We start from the raw sequence: 21,030 nt of genomic DNA on the forward strand, positions 1-21,030 counted from the left end.
AGAATTATTTTTCTAATATAGCAGATAAATATCCAACAGTTCTTTCATAATCGCCAAAAGTTTCAGCACTGGTTGTGTGATATAAAATTCTCACATTATCAAAACCCATATATAACAACGTATTTATACATCCATATCCGCATGCAGAAATACTATATTTTTTTATATCATCATACAACAGTTCAGGATTCAATTCTTTTAAATCTTTTATTATTCTTTCATCTTTTTTTATCGTCAGTTCATGACTTTCATAATGATTCAAATCACTTGAAGCAATTATTAATGTTCCATCATCTATAATTTCTTTTAGGGACTGAGACAACATTTTCGATGTTTCTAAACTTTGATCTCCAAGTATTATCGGGATTATTTTAAATGTATTTCCATATAAGTATTGTAAAAACGGCAGCTGAACTTCGATGGAATGCTCGTAATGATGTGCCGAATAATCACCAGTTATCTGTAATTTTGATAATAATAATCGTGCTTTCTCATCCACTTCTATTTCTCCATATGGCGTGAACCATGTTCCTTCTGGAAATACAGAAATATTTGGACCTATACCTGTGTGATTAGGTCCAATAATTATAACAGATTTTATTTTACCTTTTTTGAAGATTTCATAATATCCATATGAAGCTGTTTTTCCAGAAAATACAAAACCAGCATGTGGTGAAATTAAGCCTGTTGGTTTTATATAATTTTTTGGGATGTCCGGTAATTCTCCAAAAAACTCCTCCATTAAATCATTTAAATCACTTATTTTTTCAGGATAAAAACTCCCTGCAACCACAGGGTATCTAATCATTTTAATCGCCCCATAATTAACTAATTTGGGCCATATAAATAAGTTCAAATCATATTCTCGATTTCTTTGTTCATTACTTTTAAATAGAAAACCTATAACAGGCAAATCCTTTAAAAATGGAATTCCAGAATTTAAATTTTCTTCCTTCATTATTTTTAATCCACCTAAAATACTTACAAAATTATTTTTTAAAATCATTTTAGTATTAATTTCTCTTGAATTTTCTGCATTATATTCTGAAACAGTAGACTTTTCAGGTTCTCCAACCTTTAAATCAATATCCATATCAATTAAATCCATATTTTCTATATAATTCGCTTCTATCTCCAGCGTCAAACCGCTTTCAATATACCTGATAGAGTTTTCCTGAATAACAGGGACTCTGTATACAGATTTAAATGTTGATTTTGTTCCGGATTTTAATATAATTCGTGGCTTGGATACGAGTTTTGAATTTGATTTTGAATTAATATCATTAACATTAAAAGCAGTATCGAGTATTTCTTTATATAATTGAGAGCTAATTATTCCCTGATTTAACGAATCTATAATGCTTTTTGAAGAAATCTTTGATTCTATTTTCTGTATGGTTTCTTCTAAGATAGAAGAATCTACTATAGCAATTTCTATAGATATTATTTTTGGAATTTTCTTCTTTACAATTATAACATTTTTTTCTTTTTCAAAATAATAATCATTTTTACTTAATAAAAGTTCAATATCTTTAAAAGATACCGGATTGTATATAGTTATATTCTTAAGTTCTTCATCATTTATCAATGTATAATTATTATTTTTTGCATATTGTTCTACCAGTTCATATAATGTCAGATTTTCTATTTTTTTCTCTTTTACAGCATTTTCTTTTAGATTATTTTTAAGGATAATAATTCTTTTAAATTTTTATAATCGCTTTCACTAGCCTGTATTTTCAATACTTTTCCCGTATTGTTTTCATATATTATTTCATGATCAATATTTAAATTTTTTAGAATAATAGAAAAATATTTATACTCATCATTTTTAACAGTGAAATAATAAAATTTTTTCGGCAATATAACAGGAGAACTTTCTTTTGTTTCTTTAATATCATATTTTTCATTGAAATCTTTTATTGTATTTACTGCTTTTTCTGTACCTTTTATTATATAATTTTTATCTATCTTTTGGATTATAGTATCTTTAAAAATTTTATTAAATGGTAATAAATCCAGATTAGAATGTATTATTTCAATTTTTTCATCGTTCTTTAAATTTTTATCGTTATAATTTTTGTTAATTTTCATTTCTTTTATTTGACGTATTTTTGATATAAGATTACTTAGATTTTCAACGTTTTTTCCTTTGACGATATATATAGTGTCATCAACTTTTTTAATCGTTAAATCCAATGTATCAGTTAAATTTTCTATTGGTATATCTGTATCTATTATTGTAATTGTAGAATCGTTTTCTATAGCAACAGAAGTGGGTTCTTCTGATATTTTAATTGGTGGTTTATCGGGTTTCTTATTTGCTTCTGATTTTTGAAATATTTCATATGCCTTATTATAAAATTCTTCAAAAAGTGAAATATCTTCTTCAAACCCTGTAAGTAAGATTAAATTACTGGTAATTTCTGAATATTCAATATTAAATACTTTTATAATATCCTTTTGAGGTAAATTATATTCAAATACTTTATGTATCTTATTTTTAATGATTTCTGGAGAATCTTTAATGATGATTTTTTTCTGCTTTTCTGTTTGTTTAGGTAAAGTATTAATGATTTTTTTTACAAGTTCAATTTTATCCTTTGTTCCCTTAATTACATATAAAGAATCTTTTATTTTTACAAATTTTAAACTTATAAGGTTGAGTAAATTATTAAAATTGGGTATATTTGTTTGTAAAGAAACATAAATTTCATCATCATCATTCATAGTTGAATCATTTGAGCTTATTATTGGATAATCTATGCTATATAATGGGCTTTTAGAAATATAAACATCTTTAGTGCTGATATAATTATAATAAATACCAGTGGAATCAAGTATTATTCTGAATAAGTCTTCAGGGTAAAAAACCTTTAAGTCCAGTGAAATTGATTTATCCGGAATATCTGTCAAATAATATTGATTAAATCCCATTTCTTTTAACAATAAACTGAGTAAATCCTTTATTTTTATGCTTTTAAATTTAAATATTTCATTATTTAATGCATCTTTACCTTTCGCAGTAATAATAATTTTATCTTTTCTGGTTATTATAATATCTCCAGGAAAAATCATTGCTATTTCAATAATATCATCATATAAACTTATTTTTTTTATTGGACCTCGAGGTAAAATATAATCCTTTTTCTCAAAATTAATACCATTAAATTTTATTTTATAATTTGTTTTTGTATCATTTTCAAAAAGAGTAATATCTGTAGAAATTCCTGTAATCTCAATAATATTGTTATTATCAATATAATCAATTTTTATACCATAAGAAAAAATAATGACGAAAGCAATATAAAAATATAATAAATGATTTTTTCATCTAAGCACCTCAAATCTTTTTTCATATTCATTATATAATAAAATGCCATCATCAAAGATTTTTAATACATTATAATCTCCTATTTTCTGTCCCTCAGTAACTTTTTTCAATAACTCTTTAAAATATATATAAGCTTCTTTTTGATCGTTTTTTATAATCACACCAGAAAATTCAAAAAACTCAGGATTATGCATATTTAAACTGTTTTTCCATAACTTCTCCATATCTATATTTAAAAAATCAAATATTTTGTAATCAGAATTTTTATAACCCACATTTAATTTTGTATTCTCCGGAATATCCCTTTTTATATACAAAGAATAACTTTTATTTGAAAAAAAATCATAGTTTGATTTTAATCTGAATTTTTCTATTAAAACTCCTTTTTCTCCCTTTAATTTTGACAGGATATTGTTTAATTCTTCCTTTGAAATAGCTGTATTAACATAATTACTCTCAATATCGGAAATAATAAATTTTGGTATAAGTATATTATTAAAATTATCCTCTGGAATTAGATTAATCAAAAAAATTGAAAAAATAATTGCAACAATAGAAAATAAAAATCTGTATATCATTTTTTCAGCTCCAGTATTTTATATTCTTTATATATCAGGTCAAATGTTCCTTTTTCCTTTATTTGATATGGAGAAATGATTTTCATTCCATCTATGACTTCTATTAAAATAGTAGAATCCAAACTCCCCGGTGTATAATCAATAGCCTGAACAAACACCTTTGTTTTAATCTGTTCCAGAAAATCAAGAAAATCAAATAATTCACTATTTGCCTTTCTTGCACTGTTAATTTTTAAATTATACTCACTCATAATATTTTCATTTTTTTTAATCTGCTCGATTTTATTCAAACTTTTTTATTTTGAAAACTTACATATGAGAAAAATAGCATTATTAATGACATAATCAGAAAAATCCAGGAAATAATATTAAGAAAAAATCTTATTCTTGATTTAAACATAAACAGCATTTAGAAAATCCCCTTTTATTTCATTTATAATTTTTATTAATAACCTGTCATCAAGTTGTATTTCTTTTCCAGTTTTTTCATCTGAATATACACCGTATAAATAATCATTTTCTATTCTCTGGTAAATTATGTTATAAAGATCACCGTTAAAAGAAATATAATCACTATCGAATTTGTTTTTCTCCAGAAAAAACCACAATAAAAAATTAAGAGGAATAGTATAATCAAAAAAGATAGAATACCTGAATCTTTTGATATTGCTGGTGATATATAGATAATATATATTTTCTTTTAAAGTGACGTATTTTACCTTTTGAGTGGAAATATTATAATTTTTAGAGTTTTTTATGATGAATTTATTTCTTTCTATTTCATCAGCAAAAGCCATTATAACGCCATAATAATCAATAATGTTTATTTTTTTAGAACCAAATCCATTTTTTTTAAACCTATATAAAAATTTATTATTAAAATAAAAATTGATTACCATTGTATTCCACTCCATCTAAATGATGATGTAATAGGCAAAATAACGAGATTTGCATCTCCTATTTTTAAAGTATTGCCAGGACTTTTTAAAATTAAATTATAAAAATTAAATATTTTCGTATAATCGGAAGTTTTATATGGTATTTCCTTATATATAATTCCATCAAAATAGCTATGGGAAGAGATTACAATTTTTGTGTTTTGGTCATTAAAATCAATAGAATGATATTTTATTTGAAGAAAATAGTTCATCATTTCAATAAAATCAATCCTCTTTTTTATATCATCAAAAAAGAGGTTTTTATAACAAAAGAAAAGCTTATAAAAAGAATACTTTCAATGAGTAACATAATCAGTAATTCATATAACACAAATCCGTTCTTTCTTTTCATATTCCCAGTGAGTTTATAGTATTGAATATACCTCCATAAAAACCATAAGCAACCTCAAATATTATTATAGATATAATCATTATAAGCAAAGGTTCCAGTAATTTTTTAGTTTTCTGTATAATTTGATTTAATTCAAAATTCAATTGAGCCTCCAGTATATCAAGCGGTTGTTTCAAACTGCTTAAATCCTTTGATAATGAAATGCTGAAAACCAATTCATTTAAATCCGTACTTTTCAAAACATCTATAATATTATTTCCTTCTTCAATAAGGCTTAAAATATTAATAATTTCTTCCTTTAATTTTTTGAAGAAATAATCTCAGAGCTTTTTTCAAATGCTTCATATGTAGTGTCTCCACTTTCTATAAAAATAGACGTTGTTTCAACGAATTCCAGCAAAGCATATTTTTTGTAAAACTTATTAATAAACGGCAATTTATAAATAAGATTATCGAATCGCTTTTTATTTTTAAAAAGAAAAATAATTGTTGTAATGGTGAAAATCATAATTCCAACTAAAATCCACGAAGTTATAAAATTAAAATTTGTATGAAAATTATCTCTGAATATTGGAACAATTATAAATTGCAAAAATAAAAGAAGCGATATTAAAGCAGAAAATAATAAAATAGGATAAGCCATCATATTTTTAACATCCTGAGCATTCTTTAATCTGTTTTCATAAATACTCTCCAGACGATTGAGAACTTTTAATAGTTCATTATTGTCAGAAACCTTTGATAATGATTTTCTGAGTTCATAATCGAAAAAAGTATTCATCTCCATAGCCTTTTTATAAGGAATTCCGATTTTTATATTATTAATCAATAAATCAAGAACAATTTTTATTCTTTCTGAAATTTCCTGATTTTCCCTGATATAAAGAATAGCTTCGTAAAAATTTAATCCAGAAGATATAAACGCCTTTATCATCTTTATGAGTTTTATATGTTCTTTCATATTTAACTTTTTAAATCTAATTTTTTAACATATTTAAAGTTTTCTATTTCTATATTATCATCAATATTTTTTAAAGCTTCTATATCATTTTTTCCAAGAACATAACCTTTTATTTTTAAATTGAATTCTTTACCTTCAAAATAAAAAAGTTTCATAATATCACCTATTTTAAACATTTTATCTATATTCTACCATAAATTTATTCAAAATTAAAATCATAATTGACAATATACATATTAATATGTTATATTTATAGTACACTAAATAGTACAATAAAATGTATAATAAAGAGGTGATTTAAATGTATAATAATTTAATAAGTGCAACAGACTTGAAAAAAAATGGCGTATCAATAATATCGAAAATAATAAAAAAGACAGGAGAAGCAATAATAAGCGTTAGAGGAAAAGGAAAATATGTAATCTTGCCATTAGAAACATATAATTATTTAAAAGAATGTGAATTAGAAGCAGCATTATTGGAAATAAAAGAAGACATTAAAAACGAAAAATATCACACATCAATTGAAAAACATATAAAAGATATAAAAGAATATATAAATGAGGAAGATGACAATGTATGAAATAATATTTTCAAATACATACGAAAAAAGAGCCAAAAAGTTTTTCAAAAAGCACCCGGATTTATTGGAAAGATACATAAAAATTTTAAAAATATTAGAATATGACCCACACCATCCATCTTTGAGACTTCATAAATTAGAAGGAAAACTTTCTAATCTTTATTCTATTTCAATTAATATGAGTTATAGAATTACTCTTGAATTAATAATCGAAAATAAAAAAATAATACTGATAAATATAGGTTCTCATCAAGAAGTGTATTAAACATTTTTTGTTTTTTTAGAACTTAGGGGTGGAATGATGAAATTAAAATTGGAGGATTTTGCCATTAACATTCCAGAGCTGGATTTTGATAATACCGAAAAATTACCAGCAATTACAGAATACTTCGGTCAAAAAAGAGCATATGAATCAATATTAATGGGGTTAGAAATAAATCAAAAAACACACAATATCTTTATTGCAGGTCCGGTAAACACAGGAAGAAGAACATTTGCTAAAAACATACTCTCAAAATATTCTACAAACAAAAAAACACCAAATGATTATATATATGTCTATAACTTCAAAGATTCAATGAAACCAAAAGCAATATCATTAAAATCTGGAACAGCAATAAAATTTAAAAAAGAACTTGAAGAAACAGTAGAAATGGCATTTAATGCCATAAAAAAGGGTATAGAAAGCGAGGATTTTTCACAAAAAAGAACAAAACTTGAACAGGAATATTTAAGTGAAAGAAAAAAATATGGGAAGAATTAAAAAACAGGTAGAAAAATTAAGTTTTAAATTGCAATTTACCTCAGATGGAGCAGTAACAATACCGGTATATGAAGGAAAAGAATTGACAGATGAAGAATACGACAAATTGCCAGAAGATATAAAAATCAATATGAAGAAAAAACGCCTCAAATCAGACAACTAATGGAAAAAACAATGATTAAAATTACAGAAATAGACAAAAATTACAGGGAACAATTAAGAAATTTAGAAAAATACTGGGCATTATTTACCATATCCAGCATATTTGAAAATCTCATAAAAGAATACAACGGAAATTCAGATATTGTTGAATATCTCAATGAAATAAAAAATGATATCTCAGAAAAATTTCCTGAAATACTATCAGATGAAAATTTATTAAAGTACTATAAGAAAAAATATTCCATAAATATTATTGTAGATAATTCTTCTATTAGCGGAGCACCTGTTGTAGAAGCCACAGATCCAACCTATTCAAATCTCATCGGAAAAATAGAATATATATCCCAGATGGGTGTATTAAAAACCGATTTTACAATGATAAAACCAGGGTTATTGCATAAAGCAAATGGTGGATATTTAATACTCGATGCAGAAAAAGTAATGCGAAATCCATATGTATGGGATGCATTAAAAATGCACTGATGAATAAAGAAATAAAGATAGAAAATCTCGAAGGGAAAATGGGATTAAGTGTGGTTCACACATTAGAGCCGGATCCAATACCATTGAACATAAAAGTAATAATGATAGGCGAAGAATGGATGTATGAAATATTATACGCATATGATCCGGATTTCAAAAAACTATTTAACATAAAAGTGCCATTTGATACAGAAATAGAATTAAATAAAGAAAATGCTCAGTATTTCGCAAAATTTGTAAAAAACATCATAAAAGAAAATGATTTAAAAGATTTTACAAAAAAAGCCGTAGAAGAATTAATAAAATATTCCTGTCGATTAAACGGGAAAAATGATAGATTATCAGCAAAGTTTGGACTATTAAAAAATATTATATTAGAAGCTAATTATATATCCGATAGATACAGCGATACCATCCCTTATGTAGATCAAAATGCTGTAAAAGAAGCAATATCAAAACACGAAAATATGTTTTCATTATATAGAGATAAAATCATGGATTCAATAAAAGAAGGTCAATTAATACTCGAAACAAAGGGAAAAAAAATTGGTCAAATAAATGGATTAACAGTAATGGAAATAGACTCATATTCATTTGGTGTGCCGGTAAAAATTACAGCAAAAGTATATTCTGCAAAACAGGCAGGATTATTGGATATTCAAAGAGATGCAGATTTAAGCGGAAAAATCCATAGAAAATCCACATATATCATAGAAAATTATTTCTATTCAAAATATCATCTTGATGAACACATGGTATTCTCTGCATCAATAAGTTTTGAACAGGTATATTCAATGCTAGAAGGAGATAGTGCATCACTGGCTGAAATACTAATATTAATCTCATCAATATCAAACGTTCCAATAAAGCAAAACATAGCAGTAACAGGTTCAATTGACCAGAATGGGAATATACAGCCCGTTGGTGGAATAATAGAAAAGGTAGAAGGTTTCTATAACGTCTGTAAAATTCAGGGATTAACAGGAGAACAGGGGTAATAATTCCATATCAAAATGTAAAAAATCTCGTATTAAACCATGAAGTGGAAAATGCAATAAAAGAAAATAAATTTCACATATACGCAGTAAAAAATGTAGATGAAGCAATAGAAATAATCATGGATAAAAAAGCAGGAAAATTGGACGAACATGGAAACTTTGAAAAAGATACAGTAAATTGTCTGGTAATAGAAGGAATAAGAAATTTAAAGAAAATACATCACAATAAAAAGAGGTTGCTATGGTGGAAATAGAAAGAAAAGAGATAAATAAATTCGATGAAATCTTAATAGAATTTCTCGAAGAGCTGGATGATGTAACTTCATCAACTAAAAAACAATATACAAAGTCCATAAAATATTTTCTTAATTATTTAAGAAAACACAACATATCAAAACCCACACCAAAAACGGTAAAAATGTGGAAAACATATCTATTAAAAGACAAAAGCCCATATACAGTAAATCTATACCTTTCCGGTATAAGACGTTTCTTTGCCTTTCTTGAAGATAAAGGATTATACACAAATATAGCCAGAAATATAAAAGGAGCAAAAAGACCATTTGGACACAGAAAAGACATATTAACAGATGAAGAAATCAGGGAGATATTTGAAACAATAGACACCTCAACCATTTCAGGAAAAAGAGATATGGCAATAATAAAAACATTGGCATATACAGGAATAAGAATATATTCATTGATAAATATAAAAATAAAAGATATAGTCAAAAGGAATAAAAAAGTATTATTACATTATAAATCAAAAGGTCATGTTGGGAAAGATTCATTAATCGCATTGCATAATGATGTATATAAAGCAATAAACGAATATCTCAGTGAAAGAAAAAAAATACAAAAATACAAAGCCAATGATCCGCTTTTCATATCCTTATCAAGAAATTCATATGGAAAAGCATTAACAGAAAGAGCAGTACAGATGATAATAGATAAATACTTCAACAAACTGGGTTTAAAAGAATTTAGAGGAGATAAAAAACTTTCAGCACATTCTTTCAGACACACAGTAATAACAAAAATCGCATTAAACCATGGTATAGAAGCAGCAAAACAAATAGCGGGTCATAAAAGTATATCCACAACACAAATATATTATCACGAAGCAACTTCCGTAGCCTTAGAAGCAGACGAGCTCATTGATTTTGAGGAATAAAACAATAGGTGGTGAAAAAAATGTACAACAAAATATATTTTCAGATAATGTCAAAAGCACCATTTTGTGATGATGAAGAAAATGAAGAGCTAACAAGAATTTTAGATTCACTAACTGAAGAAGATTTAAAGGTTGTAGATGAATATGATCTACAAAGCTAATAAGAACTCCCGGGAAACCCGGGAGTTCTTATTAGAATATCACTTTTAATACTGGATACTTCTGTGTATCAGATGGAGCATCAGCAAGTGTTGAAAAATCACTATTAGAAGCACTCCACTTCAACGTTCCATCAAGATTTTCCAGATCATCTGCTTTATCAACAGCATTCTCATAATAAACATAAACAACATTGGAATTTGTGCTAAAGTTGATGTTATCAACATTATTTTCCAGATAATTATTTGCAATCAAAGCACTGATATCATTAGGAATAGTATCTTCATCATAATAATACTGAATAATAGAATTCTCCAGCACCTTCATATCGTTTATAATCTTCGTCATCTTTGCCTTCAGAATCACATTATTCACCATTGGTACAGCAAAAGTCCCCAAAATAGCAATAACCGCCAGAACAATCAACACCTCATACAAAGAAAATCCTTCTTTGTGTTTTAAAGCCATCCCCATGACCCCCTTTTATTAAATTTTGGATTTTTAATTTATTTTTCCATATAGACTACAATATTATTTATAATATACTCCTTATATCTATCAATTACCTCAATTTCACTAACTCCTTCTTTTATTAAAATAATAACATTTTCAAAATACTTTTCATATAAAATAAAATCTGGATCAGTTAATTCTGGAAGTATCTTAACAACAAAATCACCACCATCATCGCTTCTAACAATCCTAACTATATTATTTTCTTCATACTCTTCTAAAGAAAGTTCAGCATTTTCAATGCTATAAAATGTCTGCATTTCATTAAGTTTTTCTCTCAAATCATACACAATATTCTTATAATCAAATTCACCAATTCTCGTAACGCCAATCTTTTTTAAATTATTAATATAAATGAAGTTCACAATCCTTTTTATATCCTTTTCATTGCTGAAACTTTTTAAAACAAATTCAGGTGCCTTATATCTATTTGCAAATTCATAAACATCCTTAATCTTATTATCCTGATATTCTTTCATAAAAATCCCAAGTATTGCAAGAAATATTCCAAGCACACCACCAATAGCAAGTGTTAATTTTTTATTTGGTGCTACAGGTTTATATGGAATATACACATCATCGACAATTCTAATTGAAGGTTGTAAAAATTTGGTTTGTAATTCCTGAGTTTCAATAGATGATTTTAAATTATTATATTTAGTTTGCAAAATAGCAGAGTCCTTTTTCAGTAAAAAATATTCATATAACAAAGGAGATTTAGCCTTGATTTCGGAATCTATTTTTTGCATTAAAGAAATGGTAGATGACTTAACAACATCCAATAATTCCAGTTGTGTTTTATCATTTACATACTCCTTATATGTATCAATATCCGTACTTGCAAGATACTTCAAATTATTTTCCATAATACTGTTAATTTGACTTTTCAAATTGTCTTCTAAAACCTGGATTTTTGTTTCCAATTCTATTAATTTTGGATTTTGAGTAGAATTTAATTTTAATGTTTCATATTCTATTTTTAAATTTACCAATTCACTTTTTAATGGTTTTATAGATTCATTATTTTCCAGAAAAAACTTTTTCAAATCGGGATTTAAATTAACAAGATTATCCTCTATTGTTTTAATTTTTGTTTCCAACTCTGTTTTTTTACTGTCTATATCTATCAAATCAAAATATAATTTAGAATAAAGCGAAACAAAAGGGTCCAGCGAATTTTCATCAAAAATCTTATTATTAACCTGAAAATCCAGAATTTTCTTTTGTATATTTAAATATTTATCAGAAACATCTTTAAACAAATCTTTTAATGTTTTCAAATAAAAATTGGAATCCGCTAAAGCTATTTCTCTTTCATATTTAACATATTCATCATAAACCGATTGTACAATAGATGCTGCTAAAGTTGGATCCGTTGATTTATATGAAATTTTAATAAGAGATGTATCTTTTTGTGGTTGAATGTCAAGATTTTCTTTTATACTTTTCACGATATCGTATTTATTTATTTCATTACTATTATTTTTATTTAAAATTTTGCTGATAAAAGAAGGCTTAGAATTTTTTAAATAATAATCCAGCAAATTATTTTTTTCTATAACCTTTAACAAAATCTGGTCTGATTTCATCTTTTCTATAATTGTACTTATAGAATTTCCACCAGATGGCAAACTGATACCAACCATTGAAGCAAGGCTCCCATATTGAGCGAGTAAGGACGAGGTTTTGGAGGTATTTTTTGTTTCCACCACCATTTTCGCTTCATATATATCTTTTGCAAAAAAAAGATATAATCCTGTAATTAAAATGGTTATAATAAAAATAACAAAGAATGTAACCTTTCTTCTTTTAAATATCCTCAATATATCGGACAATGTTAATTCATTTTCAAAATCCTCCATAAAAATACCTCCAGTCGTTTTTATAAATTATATCAAATTTTTCCAAAATTTAGAATAGTAAAATAAAAATATGTTATAATAAGTAAAGAAAAAATATCGGGGGTGAAGTTATGGCAGTATTAATCACAGGTGGAGCAGGTTATATAGGATCTCATGCATGTGTTGAATTCTTAAATGCAGGGTATGAAATTGTGGTAATGGACAACTTTTCAAATAGCAAACCAGAAGCATTAAAAAGAATCAAAGAATTAACAGGAAAAGATTTTAAATTCTACGAAGTTGATTTACTGGATAAAAATGGAATGAAAAAAATATTCGATGAAAATAAAATAGAAGCTGTAATCCATTTTGCAGGATTAAAAGCAGTAGGCGAATCAGTTAAAATACCATTAAAGTATTATCATAATAATATCACAGGCACATTAAACTTATTAGAAATAATGCAGGAAAAAAATGTAAAAAAAATAGTATTTAGCTCTTCTGCAACGGTATATGGCAATCCTGAAAAAATACCTGTTACAGAAGACGCACCTCTTTCTGCAACAAATCCATATGGCAGAACAAAATTATTCATTGAATATATATTAAAAGATTTATATGTCTCAGACAACGAATGGTCTATAGCCTTACTCAGGTATTTTAATCCTATCGGAGCACATCCATCAGGCAGAATAGGAGAAGATCCAAATGGTATTCCAAATAATCTAATGCCATATATCACACAGGTAGCAGTAGGAAAAAGAGAAAAATTATATGTATTTGGTAATGATTATGACACACATGATGGTACTGGAGTAAGGGATTATATTCATGTAGTTGATTTAGTAATAGGACATATAAAAGCATTGGAAAAAATAATGGAAGATTCAGGAGTAAAAATATATAATCTTGGTACAGGTGTGGGGTATAGTGTATTAGATGTTGTAAAAGCCTTCGAAGAAGCAAATGGTGTAAAAATACCATATGAAATAACAGATAGAAGACCAGGTGATGTAGATAAATTATATGCAAATCCTGCAAAAGCATTAAAGGAATTGAGCTGGAAAGCCGAAAGAAATACAGTGGATATGTGTAGAGATTCCTGGAATTGGCAAAAAAATAATCCAGATGGGTATAGTGAGTAAAAATGCCGGATTATCCGGCATTTTTTTATAAAATTAACAAATTCTTATTTAATTATAAAAACAAAAAATCAAAAATGTGCTATAATTATGTTTGGGATAAAATAGTGTTGGAGGCATGAAATGAAAATAAATTCAAATTTTTTAAAACTTATTGATTATATAATATTATTAACATATAATTTATACATAACCCAAAATGTACTTATTTCTTTATTGTTTAGTACATTTATTTACCTGGGTATATATGCATTTAGAACATATGACTTTGAAAATATAGAAAGTTTAAACGATACGTTAATTAGAGTATTTGCCGGGATGATGTTAGGTTTTCTGGTAATACTCTCTTTTTATGCGTTTTTTGATGGTTATATTTTAAAACAATATTTTCTTGATAATTTTTTATTTACTATCCTGGTACTTCCAATTGTTCATAAAATTAGCTATTATATTTTAATAAAACATATAGAACCTAAAAAATATATTGTAATAGGACGAAAAAATGAATGGGAAGAATTAATGAATGAAATAGAAAAAAAGAGTTTGGGTAAATTAAAGTTTGTTGAATATATAAATCCATCGCCGGTGAAATTAAAAAAATTAATCAAAGAGCATGATGGAGTTTTAGTTGCAGATCCAGAATTAGAACAATTGGTAATTGATGAAATAAATGAATTTAAAGAAAAGGGTATAAAAGTAGAATATTTACCGGTGATTGTAGAAAGATTTTTAAGAAGAATACCTATACAGGTAGCCACGAAATTTAAAGCTCATTATGAAGTGGCTTTTAGTGAAATAAAAGAATCTCCGGCAAAAAGAATAGTGGATATATTTATCTCTCTAATTGCATTGATCGTATTATCTCCTGTTTTTTTATTAATCAGTATAGCAATATTTATAGAAAATGGTATGCCTATAATCTTTAGACAAAAAAGAATAGGAAAGGACGAAAAAGAATTTGTTTTAGTAAAGTTTAGAAGCATGTATAACAACAAAAAAACTACTTCTGAAAAATTTGCTGATAAAGAAAAAGACAGAATAATGAAATCAGGAAAAATAATCAGACCTATTAGACTTGATGAAATCCCACAATTTATTAATATATTAAAGGGACATATGTCTTTTGTTGGGCCAAGACCAGAACAACCAGGTTTTGTAAAGCAATTTAATGAATTAATTCCATTTTATGAATTTCGTCATAAAGTAAAACCTGGATTAACAGGCTGGGCACAAATAAATTATAAATATCCCACAACATTAGAAGAAACAAAAGTAAAAACCAGTTATGATCTATATTATGTAAAAAATAGAACAACATTATTGGATTTAAAAATAATAATGCAAACAATAGAAGCTATTTTCTGGAAAAAAGGTATTTAGAAAGGAGAAAATATGCTATTAAACGTTGTAAAAATGTATCCTCCAGAAATGGGCGGAGTAGAGGTAGTAGCCAAAGAAGTAGCAGAAATAGGAAAATCATATTTTGGACAATCTGAAGTCATTACTTTTAATAAAGAAAAAACATTAAAAATAGATGATATTAACGGTGTAAAAATTCATAGATTAAAAACGGTTTTTCGTAAAGACCCTCTGAGGATATCTTTTCAATATAATAATTATTTAAAAAAAGTCTCTAAAATGGCAAAAAAAATAATATTTCATTTTCCAGCATTTCAACCAGAAATGTTTTTTTTAATAAATAATATAAAAAATTCAGAAAAAATATGTTTTTATCATGCTGATATAGCTGGAAGGGGATTTTTAGGAGAATTATACAATGCTATTGTGGTAAAAACTTTCCTGAAAAAAATGGATAAAATAATAGTGACTTCCCAAATATAATAAATTCTTCGCCTATTCTAAAATCATTTAAAGAAAAGATAATAATTATTCCTTTATTTGTCGATACCAGCCATTTTTATTATAGAAAAGAAAATAAAAGAGAAGAAATATTAAAAAAATTTCCTCAACACGATAAAAATTCAAAATTAATAATGTACATAGGGAGATTGGGAAGATATAAAGGAATTGAATATTTAATAAAAGCAACAGAAAAACTTCCTTATAATTATTACACTGTAATAATAGGAGATGGACCTAAAAAAGAAAAATTAAAAGAATTAGTACAAAACAAAAACCTTCTAAAAAAGTACTTTTTTTAGATCATGTATCCTATAAAGAAATGCCAGAATATTATTCTGCTGCGGATGTTTTTGTATTGCCATCAATAGATAGGGGAGAAGCATTTGGATTGGTTGCAATAGAAGCTATGGCTTGTGGAACTCCTATAATAACAACAGAATTAGGGACAGGAACATCTTTCCATAATATAAATGGAGTAACAGGAAAAGTGGTACCACCAAAAAATTCTGAAGCATTAAGTGATGCCATAATAGAAATAAGCAACAGCGATTATTCTAAAGAAAGAATTATAAAAAGAGCAAAAGAATTTTCTCTTGAAATATTTAGAAATAATATAATAAAGGTTTTAGGAGGAAAAAAATGAATGATTCTAAAATGAATAAAGAAATACACGGCATATTTCATGCAATTTTAAAAAATAAAATATTATTTATAGGTACATTCATATTAATAATATTTTTAACTGTTGTATATTTAAAATATATAGCGGTAAAATATTGGGAAGCAAGACAGGTTGTGGAATATAGTGAAAATCTATCAACGCAGGGAATATCTGGATTAAGCATTTTAGGAGATTTAGCTGGACAATCAAATTCAAATGCATATATAGAGCTAAATAGAATGAAATCAGATGAAGTACTAAAAAAAGTAGTTGATGAATTGAATATAATAGATTTTTTAAACAATCATCTATCACTATATCAGAAACTACTTAAAGTAAAATATTCAGAAAGAAATGCGATAAAGTATTTAAAAAATAATATTCAATTTTTTCCTTCTAAAGAAAATCCAAATATAATAGAAGTTAAAATACGAACAATGGATCCAACTTATGCAGCTTCTATTATTTCTCTTACGTATAAATATTATAAAGATTATACAAGATCATTGGATATGGAAATTTCTAAAAAATATATCGAACAATTAGAAAGTAGATTTAATCAAATATCAAAAGATTTAGATAATATAAATAGAAAAATAGTAGAATTTCAGGCAAAAATAAAATTTCAGATGATAATATTAATAAATACCTTATAGATTATTATGTAAATACATATACAAATTTATTATCTCTTGAAAAACAAAAAACAGAATACGAATTAAAAAAATCTAATATAGAAAATAATATTAACAATATGGATTCAGATTTAAAAAAATTATTGGTGTTTAATTCCAGCAGTCAGTTAAGGTCATTAAAAAGCAGAATTGTAGATTTAAATATAGAGTTGGAAACAACAAAATTACTCTCCCACAATCACCTAAAATTTTGGAATTAGAAACTACATTAAAAACATTAAACAAAGAATATAATAATCTTCTTCAGCAGGCGTTAAACCAGGATAAATTAGCATTTTTAGCCAGCATAGACAGAGATTTATATAAAGAATATACAACGGTAATATCTGCCCTTGACAATATGGATTTATTAAAATCAACATATCAGGGAATACTTGAAAAAATAGATAAAGAGATAAATAAAAGAACTGGTCCTGCCTATGAATATTTAAAATTAAAAAAGGATCAAAAAATAACAGAATTAAAATATCAAATGTATTTAAATAACCTGGAAAATGAAAAATTAAAAATTACTACCTTAAAAGACAAGTTTATAATTATAGACAAAGTGTATGTTCCGGAAAGTTCTGTAGCTCCCAATAAAAAAATGGGATTAGCTATAGGATTTATATTTTCCATATTTTTTTCTATTTTTGTAGTAAATCTAAAAGAAACTTTAAATACAAAAATAGATGATATTTATAAACTAAAAGAGGTTTATGGTAATCCAGATTTTATAATTAGCAATCCAGAAGATTTTGCCAATGTTGCAATATATGCAAAGTTAAACAATAAAAAGAAAATAGGTATTTTATTTTCAAATTCAACAGACTATTTAAAGGAAGAAGTTTCAGAAATATTATTTTTTCATGGTTATACAATAATTACTGCACACAAAGAAAAGGTAATGGAACATTTTAATAAGTTTAAAAGTAGCACAGAATATCAAGCAGTTTTAATAGATAATGTTGAATCTTTTGAATATACATTATACAAAGATCATCTGGATGAAATATATATAATTGCGAATAAATATAAAATAAAAGATTTATATGAAGTATTAAATAAAAATACAAATGTAAAAGTAATATATATAAAAGGATGATAAAATGAGGGTTTTTCAATTATTGGATAAATTTCGTTTTGGTGGTGGAGAAAATCTAGCCGTTAATTATGCTATAGTATTAAATAAATTAAATATAGAAAATTATATTGTAGCAGATTATATGGATGATAAGTTTTTAGAAAAACTAAAAAATCATAAAATAAAATATCTTAATAAAAAAGAATTTAAAGAAAACACTAATGATATCTTATTCATACACACCAATAGAAATTTATTAAAAATGCATACAAAATATTTCTGGAAAAAAGAAAAACCAAAAATGTATTATATACAACATTTATTTTATTCAGAGAAAAAATTAAAAATGCTATCCAAAATGATAAATCACACATGTAAAGGATTTATTCAAATAACCCCTATTACACGAGATATGATAAAAAAACATATAAAAACACAGATATATTTTTTTCCAAATTTTTATATAAATAAATACGATGAAAAAGAAAAATTAAAAATTAGAAATGAATTGAGAAAAGAATTAAAAATATCAGATAATGATTATATAGTTACATTTAGTGGTGTATTTAAAAAAGGTAAGAATGTGTCACATATAATAGAGTTATCAAAACAGTTGAAAAATTATAAAAACATAAAGTTTTTAATCCTTGGTGATGGACCTGAAAGAGAAATAGTAAAAAATAATTTAAATAATAATATTATCTGGCCAGGATTAGTAAATGATGTGGAAAAATACTTACATATATCAGATTTATATTTCTTTCCATCCAGAAAAGAAATGATGCCATTAGCTCTTATTGAAGCAATAAATGCTGATCTTCCAATAGTAGCGTATAATACTGAATTAAACAAATTTTTATTAGAAGAAAGATTTATTGTAGATAATTTATCAGAAGCAAAAGATAAAGTATTGGAATTTTATAACTCAAACCTAAGAAAGTATTCGCATGATAATAAATTTGATCTGAACTTTGGAATTAAGAATTTAAAAAAAATACTCTGGAGCTGATTTTTTAATGCTTGGTATATTAATATTGATATTATCAATCTATGTTTCATATACAAAAAAAAGAGAATGGCACTTTTTTCTTTATAATATAATAGTTTTAACATTAATATACCTATATGGCATTCAAAATTATGAAGCGCTATATCAAGTAGAACCGAAAACCTCAGATACATATTTATATCACACAGCATTTAAAGCGTACATTTCAGATATTCACAATTATTTATTTTATCAATATCCGCTTTTTTTAAAAATATTAATTTATCCATTTCAAAATGCTTTTTTTGCATTAATAGTTCAATCAAATATTATTTTCTTCTTGTTGATGTTAATAACCAAAAATTGGAATGATTTATATTTTTTCATATTATATACGAATCATACATTAATATTTACTACAGTAAATTTCTTTAAAGATAATTATATTATTATTTTAGGGTTATCAGGAATATATCTCTTACAAAAAACAAAGAATAAGATTTATCAATCAATAATACTATTTTTTACTATTTATCTCATTGACATGGTTAGACCATTTTTTAAATTTTTCTATTTTCTCATAATTTTGCCGTTTTTAAAAAACGAAAGAATACAAAAAAAACATTTATTCCTGCTTTATTCATTAATATTTCTTTTAATTGCAGCAGTATTTTTGATATATAGTCAAACGATTTTTTCAGTATTAGACAAATTAGGTTCTTCTGGTGATAGCAGTCCAGGATTTTCAATAACGTCACCTATAAGGGCATTATTTGGGCCGACACCAATTCGATATTTATTTCATAAAAACTACTTTGCTCAACCATTTCTAGGTTCTCAGGGTTATTTATATTATTTTTTACATATATTATTTTATCTAACCTTTCCAATAATTTTAATAATATTTATGCTGGATATAAAAAAATATTTCTATTTGAATAATATAAATACAGATTCGTTATTTAGTTTTTCCATTTCCTTTTTAACCTTTGCTGTATATCAGGTAGTATATGGAAGTGCGGATATAAGACAAAGAGCTGTAATACTCACATTTTTCGTATTTTTTGTTTTAAATGAAACCAAAATAAAGATAAGTAAAATTAAAGAATATAAGTTTATATATGGTTTAATATTAGTATTTGAAGCATTGCTTTCCTATATATCATTATGAGGTGATTCTTTTGAATCTTATTTATTTTACACATTATAATTTAGAAGATAAAAATTATTATGGAGTAAAGAAAAAAATATTTTCTCAATATAAAGCATTTAATAAATATACAGATACAGGTTTAATATATTTTAATGGTTATAATATAGAGTTTTTATCATCTGAAAAGAAAATTATTAAATCATTTAAAAATAAAATAGATAAGCGAATACATATGTATGATTATCTATATAAAGTAATAAAAGAAAATAATGTAAAAAATCTGTATATACGATATCCATATACAGATTTTTATTTTATAAACTTTTTAAAGAAAATAAAAAAACTAAAAATTTTTTTAGAAATTCCCACTTACCCATTTCATGATGAGGATAAAAGATTAAAAGCAAAAATAACCTATTTAATTGAAAATTTTTATATTAATCAGTTAAAAAATTATATCGATTATATCGTGACATTTTCTGATCATGAAAAAATATTTGATATAAAAACCATAAAAATAGAAAATGGAATAGATTTAGAAGATATTCCACTCAGAATTCCAGAAAAGCATGAATATATTAATCTTTTAGGGTAGCTAAGCTCAGTAAATGGCATGGTTATGATAG

At 25.4% G+C, this 21,030-nt stretch carries 27 protein-coding genes and 2 pseudogenes; 18 read left to right on the forward strand and 11 right to left on the reverse strand.

Annotation, left to right across the window (positions count from 1 at the left end; genetic code table 11):
- Nucleotides 1-4 precede the first annotated feature (4 nt).
- From amrB to DJ007_RS14565, 9 genes are all read right to left on the reverse strand, one after another.
- On the reverse strand, nt 5-1,588 hold the full coding sequence (gene amrB / locus DJ007_RS04445) for an AmmeMemoRadiSam system protein B (RefSeq protein WP_129408500.1): 1,584 nt from the start codon (nt 1,586-1,588) through the stop codon (nt 5-7).
- Nucleotides 1,589-1,674: 86 nt separating this feature from the next.
- Nucleotides 1,675-3,078: a hypothetical protein gene (locus DJ007_RS04450; protein WP_129408501.1), complete on the reverse strand. Its 1,404-nt coding sequence runs from the start codon at nt 3,076-3,078 to the stop codon at nt 1,675-1,677.
- A 252-nt stretch (nt 3,079-3,330) separates the two neighbouring features.
- The gene (locus DJ007_RS04455; protein ID WP_129408502.1) at nt 3,331-3,912 is read right to left on the reverse strand and encodes a hypothetical protein; all 582 of its coding nucleotides are present in this window, start codon (nt 3,910-3,912) and stop codon (nt 3,331-3,333) included.
- The gene (locus DJ007_RS04460; protein ID WP_129408503.1) at nt 3,909-4,163 is read right to left on the reverse strand and encodes a hypothetical protein; all 255 of its coding nucleotides are present in this window, start codon (nt 4,161-4,163) and stop codon (nt 3,909-3,911) included. The genes DJ007_RS04455 and DJ007_RS04460 overlap by 4 nt, the downstream gene beginning before the upstream one ends.
- Before the next feature lie 141 nt (nt 4,164-4,304).
- The gene (locus DJ007_RS04465) at nt 4,305-4,811 is read right to left on the reverse strand and encodes a hypothetical protein (protein WP_129408504.1); all 507 of its coding nucleotides are present in this window, start codon (nt 4,809-4,811) and stop codon (nt 4,305-4,307) included.
- Nucleotides 4,805-5,065 carry a hypothetical protein gene (locus tag DJ007_RS04470; protein WP_129408505.1) on the reverse strand — a complete coding sequence of 87 codons (261 nt, stop codon included), beginning with the start codon at nt 5,063-5,065 and terminating at the stop codon, nt 4,805-4,807. Before DJ007_RS04470 ends, DJ007_RS04465 begins: the two co-directional genes overlap by 7 nt.
- Nucleotides 5,066-5,198: 133 nt before the next feature.
- A complete protein-coding gene (locus DJ007_RS04475; RefSeq protein WP_129408506.1) occupies nt 5,199-5,441 on the reverse strand; it encodes a hypothetical protein in 243 nt (80 codons plus the stop codon).
- A gap of 59 nt (nt 5,442-5,500) precedes the next feature.
- Nucleotides 5,501-6,163, reverse strand: a complete 663-nt coding sequence (locus tag DJ007_RS04480; RefSeq protein WP_129408507.1) for a type II secretion system F family protein — start codon at nt 6,161-6,163, stop codon at nt 5,501-5,503.
- A gap of 2 nt (nt 6,164-6,165) precedes the next feature.
- Nucleotides 6,166-6,318 carry a hypothetical protein gene (locus DJ007_RS14565; protein ID WP_206076092.1) on the reverse strand — a complete coding sequence of 51 codons (153 nt, stop codon included), beginning with the start codon at nt 6,316-6,318 and terminating at the stop codon, nt 6,166-6,168.
- A gap of 146 nt (nt 6,319-6,464) precedes the next feature.
- On the opposite strand from DJ007_RS14565, the gene DJ007_RS04485 reads away from it, so the two are divergent.
- From DJ007_RS04485 to DJ007_RS14570, 9 genes and pseudogenes are all read left to right on the forward strand, one after another.
- A complete protein-coding gene (locus tag DJ007_RS04485) occupies nt 6,465-6,746 on the forward strand; it encodes a prevent-host-death protein (RefSeq protein ID WP_129408508.1) in 282 nt (93 codons plus the stop codon).
- Nucleotides 6,739-7,011 (forward strand): type II toxin-antitoxin system RelE/ParE family toxin, encoded by a 273-nt coding sequence (locus DJ007_RS04490; RefSeq protein ID WP_129408509.1) that lies wholly within the window; start codon nt 6,739-6,741, stop codon nt 7,009-7,011. Before DJ007_RS04485 ends, DJ007_RS04490 begins: the two co-directional genes overlap by 8 nt.
- A gap of 33 nt (nt 7,012-7,044) precedes the next feature.
- On the forward strand, nt 7,045-7,509 hold the full coding sequence (locus tag DJ007_RS04495; protein ID WP_129408510.1) for a Lon-like protease helical domain-containing protein: 465 nt from the start codon (nt 7,045-7,047) through the stop codon (nt 7,507-7,509).
- Nucleotides 7,496-7,672, forward strand: a complete 177-nt coding sequence (locus DJ007_RS04500) for an AAA family ATPase (RefSeq protein WP_129408511.1) — start codon at nt 7,496-7,498, stop codon at nt 7,670-7,672. The genes DJ007_RS04495 and DJ007_RS04500 overlap by 14 nt, the downstream gene beginning before the upstream one ends.
- A gap of 11 nt (nt 7,673-7,683) precedes the next feature.
- Nucleotides 7,684-8,606: pseudogene (locus DJ007_RS19935) on the forward strand (AAA family ATPase); the annotation flags it as partial.
- Nucleotides 8,607-8,948: 342 nt separating this feature from the next.
- Nucleotides 8,949-9,152, forward strand: a complete 204-nt coding sequence (locus DJ007_RS19940) for a S16 family serine protease (protein WP_368359446.1) — start codon at nt 8,949-8,951, stop codon at nt 9,150-9,152.
- Nucleotides 9,153-9,196: 44 nt separating this feature from the next.
- Entirely contained in the window at nt 9,197-9,406 is a 210-nt protein-coding gene (locus DJ007_RS04515) for a hypothetical protein (RefSeq protein ID WP_129408514.1), read from the forward strand.
- Nucleotides 9,394-10,326, forward strand: coding sequence for a tyrosine-type recombinase/integrase (locus DJ007_RS04520; RefSeq protein WP_129408515.1), 933 nt, complete (start codon nt 9,394-9,396; stop codon nt 10,324-10,326). Before DJ007_RS04515 ends, DJ007_RS04520 begins: the two co-directional genes overlap by 13 nt.
- A 20-nt stretch (nt 10,327-10,346) precedes the next feature.
- Nucleotides 10,347-10,487: a hypothetical protein gene (locus tag DJ007_RS14570; RefSeq protein WP_165974005.1), complete on the forward strand. Its 141-nt coding sequence runs from the start codon at nt 10,347-10,349 to the stop codon at nt 10,485-10,487.
- Between the two features lie 31 nt (nt 10,488-10,518).
- Here the strand turns inward: DJ007_RS14570 and DJ007_RS04525 are convergent, their stop codons facing one another.
- Nucleotides 10,519-10,953 carry a type II secretion system protein gene (locus tag DJ007_RS04525; protein WP_165974006.1) on the reverse strand — a complete coding sequence of 145 codons (435 nt, stop codon included), beginning with the start codon at nt 10,951-10,953 and terminating at the stop codon, nt 10,519-10,521.
- A 38-nt stretch (nt 10,954-10,991) separates the two neighbouring features.
- Nucleotides 10,992-12,860: a GumC family protein gene (locus DJ007_RS04530; RefSeq protein ID WP_129408517.1), complete on the reverse strand. Its 1,869-nt coding sequence runs from the start codon at nt 12,858-12,860 to the stop codon at nt 10,992-10,994.
- Nucleotides 12,861-12,970: 110 nt separating this feature from the next.
- On the opposite strand from DJ007_RS04530, the gene galE reads away from it, so the two are divergent.
- From galE to DJ007_RS04580, 9 genes and pseudogenes are all read left to right on the forward strand, one after another.
- Nucleotides 12,971-13,984 carry a UDP-glucose 4-epimerase GalE gene (gene galE / locus DJ007_RS04535; RefSeq protein WP_129408518.1) on the forward strand — a complete coding sequence of 338 codons (1,014 nt, stop codon included), beginning with the start codon at nt 12,971-12,973 and terminating at the stop codon, nt 13,982-13,984.
- 120 nt (nt 13,985-14,104) lie between these two features.
- Nucleotides 14,105-15,361, forward strand: a complete 1,257-nt coding sequence (locus DJ007_RS04540; protein WP_129408519.1) for a sugar transferase — start codon at nt 14,105-14,107, stop codon at nt 15,359-15,361.
- Between the two features lie 12 nt (nt 15,362-15,373).
- Complete coding sequence (locus DJ007_RS04545; RefSeq protein ID WP_129408520.1) at nt 15,374-15,823, forward strand: glycosyltransferase family protein; 450 nt, start codon at nt 15,374-15,376, stop codon at nt 15,821-15,823.
- A gap of 152 nt (nt 15,824-15,975) precedes the next feature.
- A pseudogene (locus DJ007_RS04555) lies at nt 15,976-16,487 on the forward strand (glycosyltransferase).
- Nucleotides 16,484-17,161 carry a Wzz/FepE/Etk N-terminal domain-containing protein gene (locus tag DJ007_RS04560; protein ID WP_129408523.1) on the forward strand — a complete coding sequence of 226 codons (678 nt, stop codon included), beginning with the start codon at nt 16,484-16,486 and terminating at the stop codon, nt 17,159-17,161. The pseudogene DJ007_RS04555 and the gene DJ007_RS04560 overlap by 4 nt, the downstream one beginning before the upstream one ends.
- A 229-nt stretch (nt 17,162-17,390) precedes the next feature.
- Nucleotides 17,391-18,284: a GNVR domain-containing protein gene (locus DJ007_RS04565; protein ID WP_129408524.1), complete on the forward strand. Its 894-nt coding sequence runs from the start codon at nt 17,391-17,393 to the stop codon at nt 18,282-18,284.
- 22 nt (nt 18,285-18,306) lie between these two features.
- Nucleotides 18,307-19,272 carry a glycosyltransferase gene (locus DJ007_RS04570; RefSeq protein ID WP_165974007.1) on the forward strand — a complete coding sequence of 322 codons (966 nt, stop codon included), beginning with the start codon at nt 18,307-18,309 and terminating at the stop codon, nt 19,270-19,272.
- Nucleotides 19,273-19,279: 7 nt separating this feature from the next.
- Nucleotides 19,280-20,422: a hypothetical protein gene (locus tag DJ007_RS04575; RefSeq protein ID WP_129408526.1), complete on the forward strand. Its 1,143-nt coding sequence runs from the start codon at nt 19,280-19,282 to the stop codon at nt 20,420-20,422.
- 10 nt (nt 20,423-20,432) lie between these two features.
- Complete coding sequence (locus tag DJ007_RS04580; RefSeq protein ID WP_129408527.1) at nt 20,433-20,999, forward strand: hypothetical protein; 567 nt, start codon at nt 20,433-20,435, stop codon at nt 20,997-20,999.
- The last annotated feature ends 31 nt before the right edge of the window (nt 21,000-21,030 follow it).

Source organism: Marinitoga lauensis, from assembly GCF_004135675.1.
GTDB lineage: Bacteria > Thermotogota > Thermotogae > Petrotogales > Petrotogaceae > Marinitoga > Marinitoga lauensis.